This is a genomic window from Paenibacillus sp. FA6 (assembly GCF_051550225.1).
In the GTDB taxonomy this organism is placed as follows: Bacteria; Bacillota; Bacilli; order Paenibacillales; family Paenibacillaceae; genus Paenibacillus_AQ.
Window position 1 is genome coordinate 1,505,194 of the sequence record NZ_CP188820.1, and the last position, 21,460, is coordinate 1,526,653.

Consider the following 21,460-nt stretch of genomic DNA (forward strand, 5'->3'; position numbering starts at 1 on the left):
AGGTGAGTTCTAACATGAAGGCGATTCGTCCATCTTTAAGCCGTCGTATAGCACGTGACTTTTTGTTAAACAAATATCTTTATATCATGATTCTTCCCGTTTTAATTTATTATGCGGTATTCCATTATGCACCCATGTATGGAGCCATTATTGCTTTTAAAGATTACAGCCCGATTAAAGGGATTATGGGAAGTGACTGGGTAGGCTTAAAACACTTTATCGATTTCTTTGACAGTTATTATTTTGTACGTATTTTGAAAAACACACTTTTGATTAGCTTGTATACACTAGTCTTTGAGTTCCCTGCACCTATTATTTTGGCTTTGCTGATTAATGAAGTACGTCATCGCATGTTCAAACGTGTAGTACAGACGATTACATACATGCCATACTTTATTTCATTAGTTGTCATCTGTGGGATCATTACCGACTTTACAAATTCGGACGGTTTGATTAATGGAATGCTTGTTTCGCTTGGATACGATGGTCAGGCAATGCTTCAAAGGCCGGAGCTATTCCGAACCATTTACGTAATATCTGAAATTTGGCAAAGAATAGGATGGGAATCCATCATTTATATTGCTGCACTTATGAGTATTGATCTTGACCAATATGAGGCGGCACGTATAGATGGTGCCGGAAGATTTAAGCAGATGTTCTTCATTACAATTCCAGGAATTCTTCCTACCATTACTATCATGTTCATTCTAAGAATGGGTAACATGATGAATGTTGGCTTTGAAAAAATAATTTTGCTATACAACTCGGTTACTTATGAAACCGCTGATGTTATTTCGTCATTCGTATATCGTAAAGGTCTCCTAGAGTTCGGGTGGAGCTACAGTGCCGCAGTAGGTTTATTTAACTCTGTCATTAACTTATGTTTACTAATTACAGCGAACTATGTCAGCAAAAAATTGAGTAAAAATAGCTTGTGGTGAGGTGAGGGAATATGAATATTAAAACAAACTTCGTAGATAAAGTGGTTATGGTAGTCATCTATGCTATTTTAGCTGGTCTTGTTGTTGTCACGTTATACCCGTTGCTTTATGTATTTCTCGCTTCACTTAGTGATGCGGGAAAATTGATTGTTAATAAGCAGTTTTTGTGGAGGCCGCTTGGTTTCAGCTTGGAAGCTTATAAGACTGTTTTGAAATATCCAAGTATTGCGATAGGCTACAAAAACACGATCTTTATCGTTGTGTTCGGCGTTATTGTCAATCTGTTCATGACAGCACTTGGTGCGTATGTTCTATCCAGAAAAAATGTCATGTGGAATAACTTGATCATGTTCCTGATTGTCTTCACAATGTTCTTCGGTGGTGGACTTATTCCGCTATTCCTTGTTGTAAAAGGGGTAGGTTTGCTAGATTCTCTATGGGCAACGATCCTTCCGTTTGCGATGAGTACCTTTAACCTGATTATTATGCGTACTTCATTTGCGGGTATCCCAGAAAGTTTGGAGGAATCGGCAAAAATTGATGGTGCAAACCACTTTACAATTATGTTCCGAATCATCATTCCACTATCCATGCCAGTCATTGCGGTAATGATTCTTTACTATGCCGTAGATAAATGGAATGGCTGGTTCTATGCTTCCATCTTCCTTAAGGACAGAAGTCTATTCCCATTGCAGTTGATTTTACGTGAAATTTTGATATCCAACTCTACAGACAGCTTGTCAGCAGGAGCAGCAGCGGGAGAACGTCACCAGATTGGTGAAACGATTAAGTATGCAACGATTATGGTTGCGACGATTCCAATCTTGTGCGTATATCCATTTGTACAACGTTTCTTCGTAAAAGGTGTTATGGTAGGTTCTGTAAAAGGTTAAGATCAGACTTGAAATAGATGAGAAAGAGGGGAAACCACATGGCAGATATACTGGAAAAAGATGCGGTAATGTGGGAGAAAATTGCTGGAAAAATTAAAAGCATGAATGCACAAATCGGGGAGAAGTCTCCGCATGTCGCTGGTGCGGACGGAAAGTATGACGATATGCGTATCGACTGGTGGACTTCTGGCTTTTGGCCGGGCATGCTCTGGCTGGCTTATGATATGACTGGCGACGAAACCTTTAAGAAAAGCGCATGGGAATGGGATGATCGCCTAGAACGTAAAATGCTTGAAATCAACTCTTTCGATCACGATGTAGGCTTTCAGTTTTTACCAACAGCTGTGTTCAAATATATGCTGACTGGTGATCAAGATGGTCGACGCAAAGGCTTGGCTGCCGCTAACTTCCTAGCGGGACGCTTCAACGTGAATGGACGTTATATTCGAGCATGGAATGGCGATAAGCACGGTTGGTCGATCGTTGATTCAGCAATGAACATTTCATTGCTGTTCTGGGCAGCAGAAGAAGTGGGAGATCCAAGATTTTCGGAGTTAGCAAAGCTACATGCCGATACAATTGTTGATAAATTCATACGTGAGGATGGTTCTGTCAACCATATCGTATCCTTTGATCCATTGACAGGTGAGGTTATTGAGGTGTTAGGTGGTCAAGGTGAAGCACCGGATTCTGCATGGAGCAGAGGCGCCGCATGGGCACTGTATGGCATGGCCAATACGTATCGTATTACAAAAGATAATAAATACTTAAAGGCGGCACAGCGTGTGGCACATTTCTTTATTGCGCACTTGCCAGCAGATCGTATTCCGCTATGGGATTTCCGTACACAAGGCTCTCCTGAGCAAGAGCCGCGGGATACGTCAGCAGGTGCTATCGCTGCTTCCGGTTTACTAGAGCTTGCTGCATTGCTGCCGGAGCATGAAGCACGTCAATACAAAACGGTAGCTGTTGAGATGCTGTATGCTTTGTCTGATCATTGCGGTACATGGGATAACTCTCAGCATGAGGCAATTTTACGTGAAGGTACCGGACATAAGCCTGCAGGTCAGAATGTGAACGTATCTTTGATCTATGGTGATTATTATTTCGCCGAAGCTTTTGCTAAGCTGAATGGATGGACACGTCGAATTTTTTAATGTAAGTAGAGATTTTGTATACTTCACTATTTCGTTATTAATTGTTACAATATCTGTATTGAAAATCATGTCAAGTACACAGGTGATGGGATTGTGAGGAACTTTCAGTATTTGTGGCAAAAGCGAAAGAGTATTATTGTAACATGGATCGTTTCTTACAGTGTTGTTCTAATTATTCCCATCATGATCAGTTTAATGATATATTCCCAAGCAAGTTCTACATTAGCTAGTGAGATTCATCGTGCCAACGACTCTCTGTTAAAGCAAATGAGATATACGATAGATAATCAAGTTGATCTGATGAAGCGTTTGAATACGGAAATGAGCTGGAATATGCAGCTTCAGACACTGTTGTATTCCAATAACCCGGCTAATGAGATTCCTTTTTTGGCTTATAAGGTTGCCAAGGATTTTGCAATGTTTAAAACTTCCTATGCAACAATAGACGAATGTTATGTGTATTGGCAGCAAGAGAAATCGGTTATTCGTCCGGGCAATATACGTGATATGGAGACTGCCTTTAGTACATTGCACGACACAGGCAGCATGACATACAGCGAGTGGGAACAAGCTGTAAATGGGATGGGAACGAATAAGTTTATTGTCTGGCCCCGTATGAATGATGGGCAGGCACAGACATCTATCGCCTATGTAACAAGGCTTCCAAAGCGTCTCGACGGCAATGAGGCAGGGATGTCAATTGTCATGATCGATATAGATCGATTTCAGAATGCTATAGAAAACATTTCTGGACTAAGTGAAGGACAGCTTCTTATTTTGAATGAAGAGAATGATATTCTTGTATCCAATCGATCAGTTGATCCTGAAGTAAACAAGATGCTGAACCCTTTTTTAAAGGAGGGTCATGTAAGCTTGGATTTACCTGATCGAGGTAATTCGAAGTTGCTTTTTGTACGTTCTGAAATATCGGATCTAAAGTATGCTGTAATTATTCCTAATAGCGTGTACTGGAAAAAGGCAGAATTCGTTAGAAGCTTTGCTTATATCAGTATTATTATCAGTCTAGTTAGCGCAACGATTCTGACCTGGTTTTTCTTGCGTCGCAACTATTCTCCTATTCAGGAACTGGTGCAAACCCTAATGGACAAGAAATCGCCCCAGGATCGACTGGAGTGGAATGAGCTCCGACTCATAAAGCAAGCTGTTATGAACACTCGAAATGAGAAGGATGAGGTCGTGATGCAGCTGCAGAAGCATCAGCAGGTGCTTCGCTCCAATCTGCTCAATCGTTTGATGAAGGGAAGACAGGATTCCCTGATTTCATATGAGGAGGCCTTCGAATCGTTCCAGATGAAGCTGCATTCCGATATGTTTGCTGTCATGCTGTTCATGGTCGAGAATGAGGACAGCCTCTACGCCAAACTACCCGGTATTGATATTAATGAGCGCGAAAAACTCATTCAGTTTATTATCTATAACGTGCTAGAGGAGCTTGCAGATAAGCATGGGCATATCGGTTATGTTACCGAAACCAATGATATGATGGTATGTCTTATTAACATTAATCTTAATAGTGAGGATGTTACGCATGATTTAAATGCCATTGCTGCAGAGGCTCAGGAGTTTCTAGTGCGATATGAAATGGAGCTGACGGTCTCGCTCAGCGGCAAGCATTCTTCTTGGCATGGTATATCGAAGTGCTATCAGGAAGCGATAGATGCTATGGAGTACAAAATGGTGCTTGGCAAGCAGGGGATTATTTCCTATGAGGATATAGTTAAGTCGGAAGATGTGCCTACGGATTTCTATTATCCACTACAGGCGGAGCAACAACTGATTAATTTTATGAAAGCGGGTCATTTCGAGCATGCAACGTCCAATATGGATGAAATCTTTGAACGAAATTTCAATCAGCAGATCAAATCTTTAGCACTGACTAAAACCCTGTTATTCAACGTAGCGGCCACCATGCTCAAGACGATGAATGAACTAGACGGTCAGGAGAATGGCATGATGGAGCGTAATGCCAAATGGATGGAAGAGATTATGGCTTGCGATACGGTTTATGGTATGCAAGAGCGACTCAAGGCGTTGCTCCAGGAAGTATGCGAGGCCGCTGAGTCTAAGCGTTCAGCCAACGTGATGCAGGATCGAGAATTGTCACTGCGGGTCCTAACAGCCAAAGTGACTGAATATATCGAGCAAAACTATAGTGATCCGAACTTGAATGTGAATGCTATCGGTGAGCACTTTGAATTAAAGGGAAGCTACTTGTCCAAGTTGTTCAAAACCCATACGGGTGATGGACTGCTGGATTGTATTCATAAGTTCAGAATCGAAAAGGCAAAGCGATTATTTAAAATAAGCAACGAGACAATTGTAGAAACGTCTAAACTTGCAGGGTATAATGATGTAGCAACCTTTATCCGCGTATTTAAAAAGTATGAAGGCATAACACCAGGCAAATATAAGGAAATCGATTAATCAAGGAGAATAGGTATGTTGAACGGCAACAGCTCTAGCATTATGCCAATTTTCAAATTCATTCATTCTACTTCCAACCTTTCCGTATGAATCTTGTTAGTCATCATTATTTAGAAGCTAAATAGTATGTGGATGCTTTATGAACCGGGTGATTTTTAATATGTGCCCTATAGAATAGACATTTTAGAAACGTCTATTCTATAGGGTACATTTTTGTTATGCCTCAGTGATCTGTTGATTACTAGGTGCAGCGACAACTGCGGATGATTGAGATTGTGGTTATAATAGAAGTAAGTATATAATGATGTGAGAAAAGCAGAAAAGTATAGTTGATGTTAATAGAGATGAATCGTAAAAGAAGATAGGCTCAACACAACCGCCGTATGGTATAAAGCCTGCAACGGGATTGAGTCGAATGAAATGGAGAAGTACGAAGCAGCACAGATGACGGAATTGTCCTGAAGAAGCGGTAGCGTTCGGCTACAAGCTTTCCGTAGGAAAGCTACTTCGAAAGCATATGCTTGCCCTCTGATTTCAACCGCTAAAGCGGTATATAATCAAGAAATCGGAGGGTAACAGCGATCGTAAGGACAATCCGTCAGCGCAGCGTTTTCCTACACACGTTATTGTCAAGAACTAGTTTGATTCTGAGTCAGAAGATAATGATCTTACTTTCAATCCATAAATAAAGGAAATGATAAATCATATGAAACAAATACCGAATGGGATAAAGAAACGATCTGTTATACTGCTCCAACAAAAAAAGTTGATGTTTCTTTTCATAACACTAATGATTGGGTTAATCATCTTGGTATTTAGTAAGATAACCTATATATTTACGCCGATTACAACAATACTGAGTACCGTGGCTGTACCTATAATACTAGCTACAATAGCATATTATTTACTCAACCCACTCGTAGATTTTATGGAACGTAGAAAGATTAAGCGTAGTTATTCAATACTTATCCTCTACGCACTCATAATTGGTCTATTGACGATTCTGATTGTTGAGATTATTCCTGTCATTCGTAATCAAGTAACGGGATTTGTTGAAAATGTACCTTTGTACAGTGAAGAAATTCAGCTCATATTTGAGAACTGGATTGGCAGTGACTTATTCTCTCAGATTCAGAACAACTCTGGATTCAATCTACCCGATCTCATGGGTGAGATCTCATCGAAAGCTGCTTCATTATTCAATAATACGTTTAAAGGGATTGGCACAGTTGTAGGAGCAGTAACGGAATTTATATTAGCATTTATTATTGCCCCATTTATTCTGGTGTACTTATTGAAGGATGGAAAGAAACTGCCACAGTATATGCTTAAGTTTCTACCAACGAAAGTACGCCCACACACATCCAAAGTTCTAAGCGAAATGAGCCATCAGATTAGTTCATATATTCGTGGACAGATTATTGTTAGTTTCTGCATTGGGATTCTACTGTATTTCGGTTATCTTATTATTGGAATTGATTATCCTGTGGTGCTTGCTATTATTGCGGCTTTTACAAGTATGGTACCTTATTTAGGACCTACGATTGCCATCACACCTGCCATCATCATTGCATTAGTAACGTCACCGATCATGGTGATCAAAATGGTCGCGGTATGGACTATCGTTCAATTAATCGAAGGGAAATTCATATCTCCACAAATCATGGGAAAGACATTGAAAATCCATCCAATTACGATTATTTTTGTTATTATTGTATTTGGTAAATTATTCGGAATTCTTGGTGTTATACTAGCAGTTCCTGGTTACGCTATCCTGAAAGTTATCGTTATGAATCTATTTGAGTGGTTTAAGAACACGACAGAATGGTATGATCCTATTCCAGAAATAATTGAAGAAGAGGAAGAAATGATATGAATACCACGATAGATATAGTATATGAACCACCCATGCCTGATGAGTATAATGAATTAAGGGTGATAGCAGGTTTGAGCGCTAGAGATAAAGCAGGAGCAGTGATAGCATTGACCAATTCGATCTTTAACATTACGTTGAGACAGTCGAATGAACTTATTGGGATGGGAAGAATTATCGGCGATGGTGGGTGCTTTTATCAAATTGTAGATATTGCAGTGGATCCTACTCATCAAGGAAAAGGTCTGGGTAAGCTAATTATGTTCGAAATTATGAAATATTTAGACCGGAACGCATTTAAGGATTCCTATGTAAGTTTGATTGCAGAAGTCCCGGCCGATCGATTATATAAGAAGTTTGGGTTTGAATACACTCAACCTAAGTCTGTTGGAATGTATAAGAGATACTAGTTCAAGGTTGCTTATCCTAAGCTTCTACGTTAGAATTTTTGGTGTGTGTTACTTATAGAATAGGATGGAGCGCCTCAACATGAAGAAATTCAAGAAGTTTTATATTGAGATTACTAGTGTGTGTAATTTGGCGTGTACCTTTTGTCCTCAGACGAAGCGACAAGCTAATTTTATTAAAATTGATGCGTTTACCAAAATATTAGATGAAATCAAGCCTCATACGGATTATATATATTTCCATGTAAAGGGTGAGCCGCTGCTTCATCCCAAAATTGATCAGCTCTTGGATTTAAGTCATGAGAGAGGATTCAAAGTTAATATTACGACGAACGGAACACTTCTCCATAAGGCGAAGCATAAAATTATGATGAAACCAGCCCTACGTCAGCTGAATTTCTCGTTACATAGCTTTGATGGTCATGAAGGTTCGACGAATAAGGAAGAGTATGTAGCGTCAGTCCTTACTTTTGCCAAAGAAGCTGTGGAGAAATCAGATGTTCTGGTATCACTCAGACTTTGGAATTTAACAGAAGATAACATCACTAACCTTGAACGGAACAGAAATCGCCAAATTCTCGAATGGATTGAGACGGAATTCAATCTTGATTTTAAAATTGAAGAAAAGGTCGCTCCGGGTAGTGGTGTGAAAATTGCCAAACAAATCTATCTCAATCAAGATCATGAATTTAAGTGGCCTGATTTGAAAGAAGAGGAAGACCACGGGAAAGGATTCTGCCATGGTCTGCGTAATCAAGCGGGTATTCTTGTAGATGGAACGGTCATACCTTGTTGTTTGGATGGTGAAGGTGTAATCAATCTAGGGAATATCAATCAAACGCCATTCTCTGAGATTGTGGAGAGCGAGAGAGCGAACAATCTTTATGATGGCTTCTCGCGGAGAGAAGTTGTGGAGGAATTATGCAGGAAATGTGGCTATCGGAAGAGATTCACTTAAGAAAGGAATGAATGTCATGACAGTGCATGAGGATACTAAAGCATCGAGAGTTAAACAAATGATCGATGTGATGGCGACAAGCGGCTGGCGGATTACGGAACAACGTAGAAAATTAGCCGAAATATTTACCGATGCTAATGGATATTTATCTCCAAAAGAGGTATATGATCAGATGACGATTCCATATCCAAGTGTAAGCTTCGATACGGTTTATCGTAATTTACGTTTATTGAGCGAAATGGGCGCGTTGGAGCAATTCTACTCTATGGATGGCGGTTTGAAATTTAAAGCAAGCTGTTCAACACATCATCACCATCATTTAATCTGTGTCAATTGTGAGAAGACATTAACGTTCGATTATTGTCCAATGGAGCAATCGCTGAAGTTACCTGGTTCTTTCAAAATTGTTAACCATCGATTCGAAGTTTATGGATTATGTGAGGAATGTCAAAAAGAAACCGTCAATGGTTGATTCATATTGTAATTACGAAGAAGCTCTTTTTAAAGGGGCTTCTTTTTTTTGTGTGATGATGTGATTCCGTTTTGAAATGTACTTATTCATACATGTAAGCTTCAACGAATAAGGAATTTTGTATTGACTAATAAGAGGGTTCCTGATAAACTTCACTAAGTGTAATAATTACGATTAGTAGAGAAGGGTTTTTAATTCGTTTTTTTATTTCTTTTATAATCGTAATAATTACTCTTTATAAAGAGGGCTATTCAGAATCTATTAGAAAGGAAGACTTAGTTATGCTATTAGCTTCTTTAGAACATGTTGAATTTGGATATAGTGATGTTCCTTGCCTAGAGGAAGCAAGTATTGAGTTGTATTCCGGAGAATTTGTCGCTGTAACGGGTCCCAATGGTGCGGCCAAAACAACATTGCTTAAACTTGTACTTGGATTATTGGAGCCATGGAAAGGGAAAGTTCACCTTTCTTCTAAAAATTCTGAAGGGAAGAAGCTTGTTGTTGGGTACGTGCCACAACAAATTGCTGCTTTTAATGCTGGCTTTCCTAGTACAATATTGGAGTTTGTCGGATCTGGAAGATATGTCAGAGGTTCTTGGTTGAAAAGGTTAAATGCAGAAGACCATGAATGGACTGAAAAGGCACTACGCCAAGTAGGCATGTGGGAACTTCGGTATCGTAAAATCGGCGAGCTATCTGGTGGACAGAAGCAGCGCATTTGTATCGCAAGAGCACTCGCTCAAGAATCTGACATACTCATTCTGGATGAGCCAACAACCGGAATGGATCAGGAGAGCCGATTCGGATTCTATGAGTTGATGCACCATGAGGTGAAAGAACATGGCAAGACCGTTGTTATGGTTACTCATGGATTGTCAGAAGTGAAGGATTATTTGGATCGAATCATAGAGCTTGAGCGAAAGGAGGAAGGGGGATGGAAATGCTGCACTATGACTTCATGCAGCGGGCATTTTGTGCCGGTGGGCTCATTGCCTTGATAGCTTCTGTATTGGGTGTATACCTTATGTTAAGGCGTCAGGCATTGATGGCGGATATGCTCTCACATGTTTCATTAGCAGGTGTTGCAGCGGGTGCTTATCTGAATATCAATCCTACCTTGACTGGTTTCTTCGTTGCAGTCATTGGCGCTGTTGCTGTGGAATATGTCAGGAAATTCTACAAGACATATAGTGAAATTTCGATAGCTATCATTATGATCGGCGGATTATCCGCGGCTGTAGTACTTATGAGTCTCAATCCAGGTGTAAATAAAAGCTTCACATCCTATTTGTTTGGTTCAGTAGTTGCGGTAAATCAAACAGAACTATGGCTTATGTTATTCGTAGCATTGATCGGTGGAGCTTTCTTTTATCTGTTTCGTCGACCACTATACCAAATCACTTTTAATGAAGAGACGGCGCAGTCAGCAGGTCTGCCGGTTCATTGGATATCATTAGGATTTAGTGTGCTGACGGGAATGGTTGTTGCAGCAGCTATGCCAATTGTTGGGGTTCTTCTAGTGTCATCTTTAATTGTTCTTCCCGCTTCCTTAGCTATTCGGATTGCACCTAGCTTCCATGCAGCGATCCTCATCTCGATGGCGATAGGATTGGTAGGGGTATTCTCAGGTTTAACCGCATCTTATGAACTGGGCACACCACCAGGAGGAACCATTGCGCTATTGCTATTATTGATACTTATTGCAGGGATAATGGTGAAGAAACTAGTTATGAAACTCGGAAGTAAATCAATGCCGCAATTCATTAAAGAAAGATTGTAATACAAATAAATTGATTATAAAGGGGAAAATAAAATGAATTCATGGTTTAAAAAGTCTCTAGCATTCGTAGCCGTATCAGCAATAATCATAACAGGGTGTGGAAAAAATGATGTGGTGTCGACCAATGTAGCTAATAATGCATCAACACCTAAGGAAACCACTCAATCGGAACAGAAATTGAAGGTCGTAACTTCATTTTATCCGATGTATGAATTCAGTAAGCAAGTCGCAGGGGATCATGCCGAGGTTGTTCTTCTTGTCCCTGCTGGAACGGAGCCCCATGATTGGGAGCCAAGTGCGAAAGATATGGCATTAGTATCAGATGCGGATATATTCGTATATAACGGTATCGTTGAGGAGTGGGCAGCAAAGGCAATTGAAAGTGCTTCTAATGAAAAGCGTATTGTGATTGAGGCGAGTCATGGTATTGATCTCATGGAAGGCGAGGCACATGCACATGATCACGGAGAAGGGGAAGCTCATGAACATGAGGAAGGAGAAGTTCATGCAGAAGAGGGTGCTCATGAGCATGAGGAAGGGGAAGTCCACGCAGAAGAGGAAGCTCATGATCACGGGAATGGACTGGACCCGCATGTTTGGTTGAGTCCGGTTCTTGCTCAGAAAGAAGTAACTGCTATTCTTGAAGGTTTTGTAAAAGCTGATCCTGCAAATGAAGAAGATTACAAGAAAAATGCAGCAGTATATATAGCACAACTACAACAATTGGATGAAGAATTCAAAATGGGTTTAAAGGACATTAAGACAAAAGACTTTGTAACTCAACACGCTGCATTTGGATACTTAGCCAAAGAGTATCATTTAACTCAAGTTGCGATTTCTGGCCTTTCTCCTGAACAAGAACCGTCCCCAGATGAGATGGTGGGTATCGTGAAATTTGCTAAAGAACATAATGTGACAACGATATTCTTCGAAACGCTAGCAGATCCTAAAGTAGCGGAAACAATTGCTAAAGAGATTGGTGCTACAACAGACGTATTGAACCCGTTAGAAGGGTTAACGAAAGAAGAGACTCAGAATAATATGGATTACATTTCAGTTATGAAGAAGAATCTTGAAGCGTTGGTAAAGGCATTGAATGAATGAATCGGAAAATAGTATCTGCTACTGAATACAGTAAATAAATAAAATAGAGGCCGAGGGGATTCCCCTCGGCCTCTATATGTATTCCTTACTCAAGAATGGCGAATCACCGATGTAATAGGCGGTTAGCCCTGCCAAAGAAGGGAATCGAAATCAGTCTTGGGTATAATACCTTCTTCATAAGCTCGGTTAAGTAATGCTTTGATGGCATTGTAACCATCATTACCTAGATTTGCACTGAATTCATTCACATACAAATCAATATGGGCTTGTGCGACTTCAGGAGATAGCTCCTGAGAGTGCTGAAGAATGTATTGTTGCGATACATTGGGATGAGCCCAAGCATATTCAATCGAATCACGAATCCACTGTGAAATTCGCGTTAAATCCAATGATTTACGAGCAATAATCGCTCCTAATGGGATGGGGAGCTGTGTATCTTCTTCCCACCAACTGCCTAAATCGGTCATTAGCGACAAACCATACTCTGGATAGGTAAAGCGTGCTTCATGAATGACGAGTCCGGCATCGATCAAGCCATCTCGCACGGCAGGCATGATCTGGTCAAATGGCATGACAACAATCTCGCCGATTCCACCGGGTATGTTCTGCGCTGCCCATAGACGGAACAATAAATAAGCGGTTGAACGCTCACTAGGCACAGCAACACGTCGACCTGCTAGTGAGGCAGGATTATTCGTGATATCATTACGGCCCGATGTGAGTACTAATGGACCACAACCGCGTCCAAGCGCCCCACCACATGGAAGTAACGCATATTCATCGGACACCCATGGTAAAGCTCCGTATGATATTTTGAGAATGTCAGGTCCGTCGCTTCCTTGCGCAAGCTTGTTCGTAATATCAATATCCGCGTATGTAACTTCCAACTCGGGTGCACCGGGGAGTAAACCATGAACCCAAGCGTGGTATATAAAAGTGTCATTAGGACACGGTGAAAAGGCAATCTTCATGTTAACACCTCCAGTAAAATTGAACTTGCGGCTTCAAGAGCCTCAAATGCTTCTTTCATCTTCCACGCTGCTCGATCACGTGGACCCACAACATTGGATATCGTTCTTAGTTCGAGAACAGGCACGTTATGAATTTGTGCTGCTACAGCTACACCATAACCTTCCATAGCTTCTGCGGTAGCTCCAGGTACACGCTTGTCTAGTGCAACTGCACTCTCAGAGGTACCTGTCACTGTGGAAACGGTAAGAATCGGTCCCGTATGAACGGAAAGACCTGCTCGATGAAGAGCATTGGTTACTAGGTTGACTAGATTAGATTCTACTTGTACTCGAGAAGACCCAAAGCCTAGTTCATCAACGCTACAGAAACCTTCAGCTGTCTCTGCGCCTAAATCTGCAGCTATAATCTCACTTGCTACAACAATAGAGCCAAGCTCTGCTTGTCCAACAAACCCACCACCAATGCCAGCGCTAATGACGAGACTATAGTCGGCTAAGGCAAGCGCAGTAGCTGTATTTGCAGCAGCAACGGCTGAGCCGACTCCTGCGATTCGTACATCGAATTGACTAGAATCCCGAAGACCACGTACGACAGCATCCTTTTCTGCTTGAACAGCAGTCATGATCAGTATACGTTTGCCAGACTCAAGAGTTTTTATCGCGATCTCGAGTGGTTCTGTATTGATATTGTGCTTCAAAGTTATCCCCTCGCTCGCTTATTATTTCTTCAATCTATATAACATGTGCAGTTACGATTAGGCTTCTCGCCTTTATATAAAGTTACCGTGAAAGGAAAGGGTTGTAAAGGGGAGTGGGTGTTTAATGGTTAGAAACATGCTGTATGTTGCGATCATTATTGATGATACTGGGAGAATCATGCATATACAGGCTGTTTGAAGAATAGACTTGTTCCATTACGTAATGTCGGCACAAAATTTGGACAAGGGGTTGATGGAACTAATGATGGATTCAATATTTCCTAACATATCTATACTTGGGATAGGTACGGCTCTCCCAGCTAACAGAATTGAACAAGGCGAAGTACTAGATAAACTAGAGGAAGCATTACAAGATTCTCCTAATTCAGTGCGGTGGGCTAGGAGAATATTTAAACAATGTGGTGTCGCCACCCGGTATACATGTGAACCTAATCTCATTGGACATGGATCAAGAAGCCGCTATTTACCATCTGAAGGACTGGATGATGTTCCTTCCACCGCAGAACGGATGGCAATATATAAAAGAGAATCCATTCCCTTAGGCCTACAAGCGGCGAAGGATGCCATGCTTGATGGAGAGGTCGATGGTTCACAGATCACCCATCTCATAACGGTAAGTTGTACGGGACAATTCCTTCCCGGGCTGGATGCTGTTCTTGTCAAGGAAATGGGGCTGTCTCCTCGTGTGCAGCGAATTCCATTAACGTTTCAAGGATGTGCAGCGGGATTGAAAGCGATCCAACTGGCTAGAACATTGGTGGAAGGACAATCAAACGCTCAAATATTAATAGTCTGTGTGGAATTGTGTACACTTCATTTCCAGCCTTCAAGCGATCGAGAGGCTTTATTTGGTGCGTCGTTCTTCGGGGATGGGGCTTCTGCATGCATTATTGGAAGCGCTGATAAGAACAGTAAAGGTTTGTTTCAATTGAAAGACGGCCATTCGGTTCTTTTACCTGACTGTAGTGAAGAAATGATATGGGAGGTTGGCAATTACGGATTCGATCTCTATTTATCAACGAATATCCCTAAATTGTTAGGTCGTTATCTAACTTCGGAAATGGAATCACTCTTAGATGGAGACAAGGCTCCTAGCTTATGGGCGATACACCCTGGGGGCAGAGGAATTGTTGATATCGTACAACAGATGTTCGAATTAAGCGATGCTCAGGTTCAGTTTAGTCGAAGTATTCTACATGACTATGGTAATTTGTCTTCTGCTACAATTCTATTCGTACTAAAAGCGATGCGTGAGGATCTGCTAACTCGCCAAGTAGAATCTTCAAGTGGCGTAGCGTTAGCCTTCGGTCCCGGGTTAACGGCAGAACTACTAAAGTTTACGTATATTCCTGCGACCATTCTACAAGAACGGATGATAGAACATGTCCATTCCTAAGAAGTTACAGAAGAGAGCGGAAGACCCAGAACTAATGGATGATTTCAGTATGGGTGGAGAAGATCTGCATGAAGCACTACGTGATTTAAGGATGTTGAATCAGATTTTTGGAGCTGCGAGTCCTACAATCTATGGTATTAAGAAGTTATGGATTCTCGCGGATCGTCCGAGCGACTTATCTATTCTTGACGTGGGTGCGGGTTCAGGAGATGTGAACAGACACATTCTTAGATGGGCAGATAAGAATGGCATTGATATTACGATCCAATTAGTCGATGTTACGGAAGAAGCGTGTGAAGAGGCACGTCAATTCTTTCACGATGAACCGCGGGTATCGGTACGATTAGTTGATGTGAAGCACTTATCCGAGGCCTGTGCTGATATTGTGACTGGATCACAATTTATCCATCATTTTACGGGAGATGAGCTACATAAAGTCGTATCCTATATGCATAAAGCGTCCAAGCTTGGCGTTGTTATTAACGATATTCACAGGCAATGGATAGCATGGTTAGCTGTATGGATAGTCAGTCGGGTGGTATCCACGAACCGTTATATTAGACATGATGCCCCTCTATCTGTAGCTAAAGGGTTTCGTGCTACGGATTGGATTGTGTTAAGAGAAGCCATAGGTATCCCACAACTTATCTATTCATGGCGACCTTTATTTCGATATGCTGTTGTCATTCCTCAGGGTTCTATACAGAATGAAGATCGGAGTGAGAGTGGATGAAACAAATAATGGATGCTGTCGTTATAGGCGGAGGAATTGCTGGATGCAGTCTTGCCAAACAATTAGCGGATCTGGGATGGAGAACGGTCTTGTTAGATCGGCAATCGTTCCCCCGCCACAAAACTTGTGGTGAATTTCTATCTCCAGAATCTCAAGAGATGCTTAGTAAGCTTGGATTGGATGCCGTTATGGAATCATTACAGCCGCAGCTGATATCGAAAGCGAGACTTATATTCGAACATGGAGGTTCAGTAGAAGTTCCTTTACCAGGTACGGCATGGGGAATAAGTCGCTATACACTGGACTCTGCACTCCATGAAGCGATTATTCATGCAGGTGCAAACGTACGGACAGGAGTTACAGTGACATCTATCAAGCAAAATGAAGAGGGATATGAGGTCAAAATGAAGCGGCATGGCGAAGTTGAGGTCATTCAAGCTCGCACAGTTTATGCTGCTTGGGGCTCACATCGTCATTCTAATATGTTCAATGAACCTTATCCATTGGATTCGAGTAAGCCTTCCTACGTCGGAATCAAATCCCATTATTCGGGAATACAACCTGAATCCGTTACGGAGTTATATTTCGTGAAAGGTGGGTATATTGGGATTTCTCCTGTTGAGAATGGTTATTCGAATGTGGCTGCGTTATTGGAAAAAGGAGTCGTCAAGGGCGCGGGAACGACAATACCTGTCATACTTGAATCAGCTTCAAAAGAGAATCATCAGTTGGTTGAGAGAATGAAACATGCTGTCCCAGTTGAGGGTACACAAGTGTCTATCGCTCCAGTCCATCTGTCACATCATCCGCTAGCATGGCATGTCATTCCACATCTAGGGGATGCAGCAGTGGTGATTCCGCCGCTCTGCGGAGATGGCATGTCGATTGCATTGCGTTCGTCCATCCTTTGTTGTGCTTTCGCTGATCGTTATCTGCGTGGAGAGATATCACTCTCTCGATGGCAAGAAGAATATACTCAAGCGATTGAGCATGAATTTAGTGGTCTTATCAGACGTGGAAGGATTGCGCATGTATTGTGTTCGATGCCTAGGATTACGCGCTGGTTCCCAACCGTAGTAAGGATCTGCCCGCCCATTGGAAAGTATCTCGTTAAGGCTACCCGATTGAAATCATATACGTGAGAGTTCAAAAGATGACATTTTGAACTTCCTTTATAAAGGTTAACTATTTTCATATAGGAGAGGCTTGCTTATGGGATACCGCATGCTTGCTATTCTTTCACATCGCTTCTCAACATGGATCATTGTGTTGTGGACGGTATTCTTTGTCGTCTTTGGTACTTATGCTGCTGAACTACCAGCGGTACTCAGAGGCCATGGGTTAGTATCTGACGGGAGTTCTACATATGTTCAAAAAATACTATCTTCAGAATTTGGAATACCTGATGAGCCTATTATGCTTGTTTTTGAAAAAGAAACATCGGTAACAACACAGCAGTTTCATCAGTATATTGAGAGTGTCCTATTGAGTATGGGGAACATCGATGGTCTTTCTTCACAAGTATCTCCGTTTGAAAGGGAAGGGATGCTCGAAGAGAATGTAGCTTATGCACTTATTGGATTTCGTCAGCACGCCTACCAGATCGGACCTGTAATAGAACAGATTAGACAGAAAACTCCTATTTCATCGCATATTTCGGTGGGTGTGACAGGGAAATCCGTTATTCAATACGATGTGAATCAAGCGAGTCGCCAAGGATTGCAGACAGCGGAATTGATCGGCTTGCCGATAGCATTCGTGATACTGTTATTTGCGTTCAGAGGAGTCTTATTTGCATTGCTTCCGCTTGTGATAGGGATTATTGGTGTTGTAGGCACACTAGGGATCATGGCTTTATTCGGCACAGTGATGGATCTCTCCAATTTTGTGTTAAGTGTGATTCCTATGGTTGGATTGGCGCTGAGTATTGATTTTGCACTTATGATCATCAGTCGATTTCAGGAGGAACTTCATGGAAGCAATGTAGAGCAGACATTAATAACGTCGATGAGTACAGCCGGACGAGCCGTGGTATTCTCGGGAGCATGTGTATTTCTAGGGCTAGTAGCGATTCAGTTCATTCATTTACCCATCTTTACAACCGTCGCATGGGGTGCAATGGTTGTTCTAATCATATCTCTCTTACTTAACTTAACGTTACTCCCGGCGCTACTTAGTATCCTCGCTCCATTTATTGTTGCTAAAAGAATAGTTCCTAAAAAACAGAAATCCGAGAAGTTCAAAACACTAGGCTTCTGGGATCGTTGGTCACTCGCCATTATGAAAAGACCTTTCTTATCGGTACTGCTTGCTTCTATCGTGTTGTTGAGTTGTCTCTTACCATTACGTCATATGGTCATAAGCATACCGGATGCTACCTCACTCCCTAGGGGATATGAGTCACGAACAGCGATGGAAGTGTATAAAGCTCAATTTACTTCGACTTCCAGTTCAGAGGTTGTTGTGATCGCAGAAGGAAGGAATCCCACATTCACAACCGAAGATTGGCTCCATGCCTATCAATGGGTGAAGCATCTGAACCAAGATCCGGGAGTGATTAAGATTGAATCTGTGTTTGATCACCTTCCGAAGTTATCGGAGCAACAATCACTTCGTATACTTCAGAATCCCTTTTTTATGAACAAGATGGAACCGGAATTACAATCCGTGCTAAGGGATAATAGAATGCTCTTTCGGATGACTATACAGGGTGCGGTCGGTTCGAAGATCGCTTCGGATTGGTTACGGAATTTAGAGGAGGAAGGTGCTTCGGCGGAACTACCACTGATCGTTGGGGGAGAGGCAAAGTATCAGCAGGAGATATTCGATGAGATCTCAAGTCATATTGGTTCTATTCTATTATTTATTGGAGTGACGAACTTTATTGTTCTATGCATTGCGTTCCGGTCCATTCTTATTCCACTTAAAGCCATTGTGATGAATCTATTAAGTCTAGGTGCAGCGTTCGGTATTCTTGTCTTTATATTTGAAAAAGGAAGACTTGGATTAGAGGCTAGTCCTATTGCGGTTATGATTCCGGTCTTTGTATTTGGTCTCGTATTTGGAATCAGTATGGACTATGGTGTGTTCCTGTTATCCCGAATGTCAGAAGTATACGAACGTACGAGTGATCACCTCGTTGCCGTTACGTCAGGATTAACTTCAACCGGTCGGATCATCACTTCGGCTGCTGCTATTATGATTGCTGTCACCTTGCCATTCGCCTTCGCAGATGTCGTAGGGGTGAAGCAACTCGGAATCGGAATTGCAGCAGCTATATTCATCGATGCTACGATCATTCGATTGATCCTTGTTCCTTCATTAATGACACTTCTCGGGCGAATGAATTGGTGGATGCCTTTTCAAAGAAAAATCAAACGGTAAGATTATGACTCAGCCTCAAAACCAGTGCTGTTCTCTAGAGCTAACGTCGAAAGGTATAAAGCCTGCAATTGCACATCCTTTTTCTGCTTTATCTATCGATTCACTCCATATTCCTACGATAATACATCTTATAGCCTATTAAAGGGACAAACCCAACTATTTATGATTAAATATCTGCATGATTGCAGGCATCTTCACTATATCATTGGTTTCGAAAGAAAAACCTGCGCTTTCGCAGGAAGATGACACTAATCTAAACAAGTAGATAAGACGATTGTCTCCTTCTGATTCCGTGATCTTAAGCCCCTAATAAGAGGGATTGGATCAAGCACGAAGTAGCACGGGTGACGGAATTGTTCTGAAGAAGCGGTAGCGTTCGCCAACAAGATTTCCTAAGGAAAGCTACTTCGGAAGCATATGCTTTACCCTCGGATTTCAACCGCGATCGTAAGAACAATCTGTCATCGCAGCGATTTCCTACATAAGTTTTTGTCAAGCGCTTATGATGGTTTTGAGCCCAGGTTGTTGTCGGTTGATTTTCCTATTTTAATGTTTTGTTAAAATTTCGAGTCTTTATTTGTTGTTTGAGTTATAATTGATAAATAAATGACTATTGTATATAAGTTCGAGTTCAAAAAGTCGGATTTTCAGCACCGGAAGGATCGGCTGAATTCAATATTCGATGTCGAGTAAGCTTCTTGGTAATCTTCGTGATCAAAAGATGACTTTTTGAACTACCTCTATACGTTGAAAGGTGGATTTAAATATGGATAACAGCACGAATGTATCACGCTTCAAAGAAGTAATGGGGAATTACCCTACCGGAGTGACCGTCGTAACAACAGTGAATGAACAAGGAGTTCCTCTAGGACTTACAGTTAATTCATTTGCATCTGTATCGTTAGATCCACTACTTATCTTATGGTCAATCGACAAAAGAGTTTCAACTTACGAGACTTTTATAAAGACAGACAAATTCGCTGTACACGTACTATCTGGTGATCAAGGCGATATTTGTTCCCTATTTGCAAGTAGAGATATTGATCGATTCGGAAGTTGTGAATGGAAGCTATCCGAACATAATCTTCCGATTATTGCCGGAGCTTCTGGCGTGATGCAATGTAAGACGTTTAAAACGATTGAAGCGGGAGATCACACTATTTTGATAGGTGAAATCATAGATATTCAAAGTGACAATAAAGAACCGCTCCTATATCATAAAAGGAAATTCGGGAGAATTCCGGACGAATTTTATATTTAAAAATATAAGGAAGTATAAGTTTCACTTGATACTCTAATCCTTATATTTCCGCTGAAACGGGCATCGTCCTTGAAAAAGGACGGCGAAGCCGTTTCTACTTGACTGTACATGATGACATTCCTCCTACTTTTGTGGGGGGATTCTTTATTTGAACTTGAAAGGGGAGGTACTATGCCTTTTCTAAAGAAGATAAATCTAGATTGGGATAACTTATCGCATGAAGATGAACACCAATTTCCATTTCAGATCCCTGCGCTACGTAGCTTGAGAAGCTTAAACTTAGAGAGTAACGTGACCTTTCTAACAGGAGAGAATGGTTCAGGTAAATCCACATTGTTGGAATCCATTGGACTTTGTTGTGGTTTCAGTATTATTGGGGGAAAAGATCTTGTTATCCAGAAGGAAAAGGATAATGTATCGCTCGCATCTATCATGAAATTAAGCTGGATGCCTAAGGTGAATAGCGGCTTTTACTTCCGTGCTGAGACATTTGATGCGTTTGCGAACTATATCGATGAGCTAGCAGATGATCCTTTTATTGGTGAGTCTGCTTATGGTCCGTACGGTGGGAAGTCCTTAAATGAACGATCTCACGGTCAAGCATTTCTAACGTTTTTTAACAATCGGCTCGATAAGAAGGGGCTATACTTGTTAGATGAGCCAGAGTCGGCCTTGTCGCCGCAGAGTCAGTTAGCCTTTATGAGGTTGATTCGGGAGATGGAACAGAATGGACAGGCTCAATTCATTATTGCGACGCATTCCCCGATGCTTATGGCGTACCCGAATGCTCAAATTCTACATTTTTCGGAAAGCTCTATTGATCCTATTGAATACGAAGAGACGGAACACTACAGTTTGACTCGAGATTTCCTGAATCATCGTGAACGATATTTCGATATGTTGTTCTCGGATGATGAGTGAGAAGATTGAATTATAGTTCTGAATGAACATACCAGGCAGTCCGTT

The 21,460-nt window shown here is 41.4% G+C and carries 19 protein-coding genes; 17 read left to right on the forward strand and 2 right to left on the reverse strand.

What is annotated here, in order from left to right; translation table 11 throughout:
• Nucleotides 1-14: 14 nt before the first annotated feature.
• From ACP8HI_RS06915 to ACP8HI_RS06965, 11 genes are all read left to right on the forward strand, one after another.
• Entirely contained in the window at nucleotides 15-941 is a 927-nt protein-coding gene (locus ACP8HI_RS06915) for an ABC transporter permease (RefSeq protein WP_438350383.1), read from the forward strand.
• Between the two features lie 11 nt (nucleotides 942-952).
• Nucleotides 953-1,834, forward strand: a complete 882-nt coding sequence (locus ACP8HI_RS06920) for a carbohydrate ABC transporter permease (protein ID WP_438350384.1) — start codon at nucleotides 953-955, stop codon at nucleotides 1,832-1,834.
• Nucleotides 1,835-1,872: 38 nt separating this feature from the next.
• Nucleotides 1,873-2,991, forward strand: coding sequence for a glycoside hydrolase family 88 protein (locus ACP8HI_RS06925; RefSeq protein ID WP_438350385.1), 1,119 nt, complete (start codon nucleotides 1,873-1,875; stop codon nucleotides 2,989-2,991).
• A 93-nt stretch (nucleotides 2,992-3,084) separates the two neighbouring features.
• Nucleotides 3,085-5,436: a helix-turn-helix domain-containing protein gene (locus ACP8HI_RS06930; protein ID WP_438350386.1), complete on the forward strand. Its 2,352-nt coding sequence runs from the start codon at nucleotides 3,085-3,087 to the stop codon at nucleotides 5,434-5,436.
• 694 nt (nucleotides 5,437-6,130) lie between these two features.
• Entirely contained in the window at nucleotides 6,131-7,312 is a 1,182-nt protein-coding gene (locus ACP8HI_RS06935; protein ID WP_438350387.1) for an AI-2E family transporter, read from the forward strand.
• The gene (locus tag ACP8HI_RS06940) at nucleotides 7,309-7,719 is read left to right on the forward strand and encodes a GNAT family N-acetyltransferase (RefSeq protein ID WP_438350388.1); all 411 of its coding nucleotides are present in this window, start codon (nucleotides 7,309-7,311) and stop codon (nucleotides 7,717-7,719) included. The genes ACP8HI_RS06935 and ACP8HI_RS06940 overlap by 4 nt, the downstream gene beginning before the upstream one ends.
• 79 nt (nucleotides 7,720-7,798) lie before the next feature.
• Nucleotides 7,799-8,674, forward strand: coding sequence for a radical SAM/SPASM domain-containing protein (locus ACP8HI_RS06945; protein WP_438350389.1), 876 nt, complete (start codon nucleotides 7,799-7,801; stop codon nucleotides 8,672-8,674).
• A gap of 16 nt (nucleotides 8,675-8,690) precedes the next feature.
• Nucleotides 8,691-9,146 (forward strand): Fur family transcriptional regulator, encoded by a 456-nt coding sequence (locus ACP8HI_RS06950; RefSeq protein ID WP_438351731.1) that lies wholly within the window; start codon nucleotides 8,691-8,693, stop codon nucleotides 9,144-9,146.
• A gap of 281 nt (nucleotides 9,147-9,427) precedes the next feature.
• A complete protein-coding gene (locus tag ACP8HI_RS06955) occupies nucleotides 9,428-10,144 on the forward strand; it encodes a metal ABC transporter ATP-binding protein (protein ID WP_438350390.1) in 717 nt (238 codons plus the stop codon).
• Complete coding sequence (locus tag ACP8HI_RS06960; protein WP_438350391.1) at nucleotides 10,081-10,926, forward strand: metal ABC transporter permease; 846 nt, start codon at nucleotides 10,081-10,083, stop codon at nucleotides 10,924-10,926. Before ACP8HI_RS06955 ends, ACP8HI_RS06960 begins: the two co-directional genes overlap by 64 nt.
• A gap of 33 nt (nucleotides 10,927-10,959) precedes the next feature.
• The gene (locus ACP8HI_RS06965; protein ID WP_438350392.1) at nucleotides 10,960-12,030 is read left to right on the forward strand and encodes a metal ABC transporter substrate-binding protein; all 1,071 of its coding nucleotides are present in this window, start codon (nucleotides 10,960-10,962) and stop codon (nucleotides 12,028-12,030) included.
• Nucleotides 12,031-12,152: 122 nt separating this feature from the next.
• On the opposite strand, the gene ACP8HI_RS06970 is transcribed toward ACP8HI_RS06965, so the two are convergent.
• The gene (locus ACP8HI_RS06970; protein WP_438350393.1) at nucleotides 12,153-13,001 is read right to left on the reverse strand and encodes a 1,4-dihydroxy-6-naphthoate synthase; all 849 of its coding nucleotides are present in this window, start codon (nucleotides 12,999-13,001) and stop codon (nucleotides 12,153-12,155) included.
• Entirely contained in the window at nucleotides 12,998-13,660 is a 663-nt protein-coding gene (locus ACP8HI_RS06975) for a futalosine hydrolase (RefSeq protein WP_438351732.1), read from the reverse strand. Before ACP8HI_RS06975 ends, ACP8HI_RS06970 begins: the two co-directional genes overlap by 4 nt.
• Nucleotides 13,661-13,964: 304 nt before the next feature.
• On the opposite strand from ACP8HI_RS06975, the gene ACP8HI_RS06980 reads away from it, so the two are divergent.
• The 6 genes from ACP8HI_RS06980 to ACP8HI_RS07005 all read left to right on the forward strand — a co-directional run bounded on the left by ACP8HI_RS06980 (nucleotide 13,965) and on the right by ACP8HI_RS07005 (nucleotide 21,415).
• Entirely contained in the window at nucleotides 13,965-15,116 is a 1,152-nt protein-coding gene (locus ACP8HI_RS06980) for a type III polyketide synthase (protein WP_438351733.1), read from the forward strand.
• On the forward strand, nucleotides 15,103-15,849 hold the full coding sequence (locus ACP8HI_RS06985; protein ID WP_438350394.1) for a methyltransferase domain-containing protein: 747 nt from the start codon (nucleotides 15,103-15,105) through the stop codon (nucleotides 15,847-15,849). Before ACP8HI_RS06980 ends, ACP8HI_RS06985 begins: the two co-directional genes overlap by 14 nt.
• Entirely contained in the window at nucleotides 15,846-16,991 is a 1,146-nt protein-coding gene (locus ACP8HI_RS06990) for an NAD(P)/FAD-dependent oxidoreductase (RefSeq protein WP_438350395.1), read from the forward strand. The genes ACP8HI_RS06985 and ACP8HI_RS06990 overlap by 4 nt, the downstream gene beginning before the upstream one ends.
• A 70-nt stretch (nucleotides 16,992-17,061) precedes the next feature.
• Nucleotides 17,062-19,233 (forward strand): MMPL family transporter, encoded by a 2,172-nt coding sequence (locus ACP8HI_RS06995; protein ID WP_438350396.1) that lies wholly within the window; start codon nucleotides 17,062-17,064, stop codon nucleotides 19,231-19,233.
• Between the two features lie 766 nt (nucleotides 19,234-19,999).
• Nucleotides 20,000-20,494 carry a flavin reductase family protein gene (locus ACP8HI_RS07000; RefSeq protein WP_438350397.1) on the forward strand — a complete coding sequence of 165 codons (495 nt, stop codon included), beginning with the start codon at nucleotides 20,000-20,002 and terminating at the stop codon, nucleotides 20,492-20,494.
• Between the two features lie 171 nt (nucleotides 20,495-20,665).
• On the forward strand, nucleotides 20,666-21,415 hold the full coding sequence (locus ACP8HI_RS07005) for an AAA family ATPase (protein ID WP_438350398.1): 750 nt from the start codon (nucleotides 20,666-20,668) through the stop codon (nucleotides 21,413-21,415).
• The last annotated feature ends 45 nt before the right edge of the window (nucleotides 21,416-21,460 follow it).

What these genes read in the sequence shown, in the direction of transcription:
- ACP8HI_RS06985 (WP_438350394.1), top strand. Translation starts at nt 15,103, where the DNA reads ATGTCCATTCCTAAGAAGTTACAGAAGAGAGCGGAAGACCCAGAACTA.
- ACP8HI_RS06990 (WP_438350395.1), top strand. Translation starts at nt 15,846, where the DNA reads ATGAAACAAATAATGGATGCTGTCGTTATAGGCGGAGGAATTGCTGGA.
- ACP8HI_RS07000 (WP_438350397.1), top strand. Translation starts at nt 20,000, where the DNA reads ATGGATAACAGCACGAATGTATCACGCTTCAAAGAAGTAATGGGGAAT.
- ACP8HI_RS06960 (WP_438350391.1), top strand. Translation starts at nt 10,081, where the DNA reads ATGGAAATGCTGCACTATGACTTCATGCAGCGGGCATTTTGTGCCGGT.
- ACP8HI_RS06965 (WP_438350392.1), top strand. Translation starts at nt 10,960, where the DNA reads ATGAATTCATGGTTTAAAAAGTCTCTAGCATTCGTAGCCGTATCAGCA.
- ACP8HI_RS06915 (WP_438350383.1), top strand. Translation starts at nt 15, where the DNA reads ATGAAGGCGATTCGTCCATCTTTAAGCCGTCGTATAGCACGTGACTTT.
- ACP8HI_RS06940 (WP_438350388.1), top strand. Translation starts at nt 7,309, where the DNA reads ATGAATACCACGATAGATATAGTATATGAACCACCCATGCCTGATGAG.
- ACP8HI_RS06950 (WP_438351731.1), top strand. Translation starts at nt 8,691, where the DNA reads ATGACAGTGCATGAGGATACTAAAGCATCGAGAGTTAAACAAATGATC.
- ACP8HI_RS07005 (WP_438350398.1), top strand. Translation starts at nt 20,666, where the DNA reads ATGCCTTTTCTAAAGAAGATAAATCTAGATTGGGATAACTTATCGCAT.
- ACP8HI_RS06920 (WP_438350384.1), top strand. Translation starts at nt 953, where the DNA reads ATGAATATTAAAACAAACTTCGTAGATAAAGTGGTTATGGTAGTCATC.
- ACP8HI_RS06980 (WP_438351733.1), top strand. Translation starts at nt 13,965, where the DNA reads ATGGATTCAATATTTCCTAACATATCTATACTTGGGATAGGTACGGCT.
- ACP8HI_RS06970 (WP_438350393.1), bottom strand. Translation starts at nt 13,001, where the DNA reads ATGAAGATTGCCTTTTCACCGTGTCCTAATGACACTTTTATATACCAC.
- ACP8HI_RS06955 (WP_438350390.1), top strand. Translation starts at nt 9,428, where the DNA reads ATGCTATTAGCTTCTTTAGAACATGTTGAATTTGGATATAGTGATGTT.
- ACP8HI_RS06935 (WP_438350387.1), top strand. Translation starts at nt 6,131, where the DNA reads ATGATAAATCATATGAAACAAATACCGAATGGGATAAAGAAACGATCT.
- ACP8HI_RS06925 (WP_438350385.1), top strand. Translation starts at nt 1,873, where the DNA reads ATGGCAGATATACTGGAAAAAGATGCGGTAATGTGGGAGAAAATTGCT.
- ACP8HI_RS06945 (WP_438350389.1), top strand. Translation starts at nt 7,799, where the DNA reads ATGAAGAAATTCAAGAAGTTTTATATTGAGATTACTAGTGTGTGTAAT.
- ACP8HI_RS06995 (WP_438350396.1), top strand. Translation starts at nt 17,062, where the DNA reads ATGGGATACCGCATGCTTGCTATTCTTTCACATCGCTTCTCAACATGG.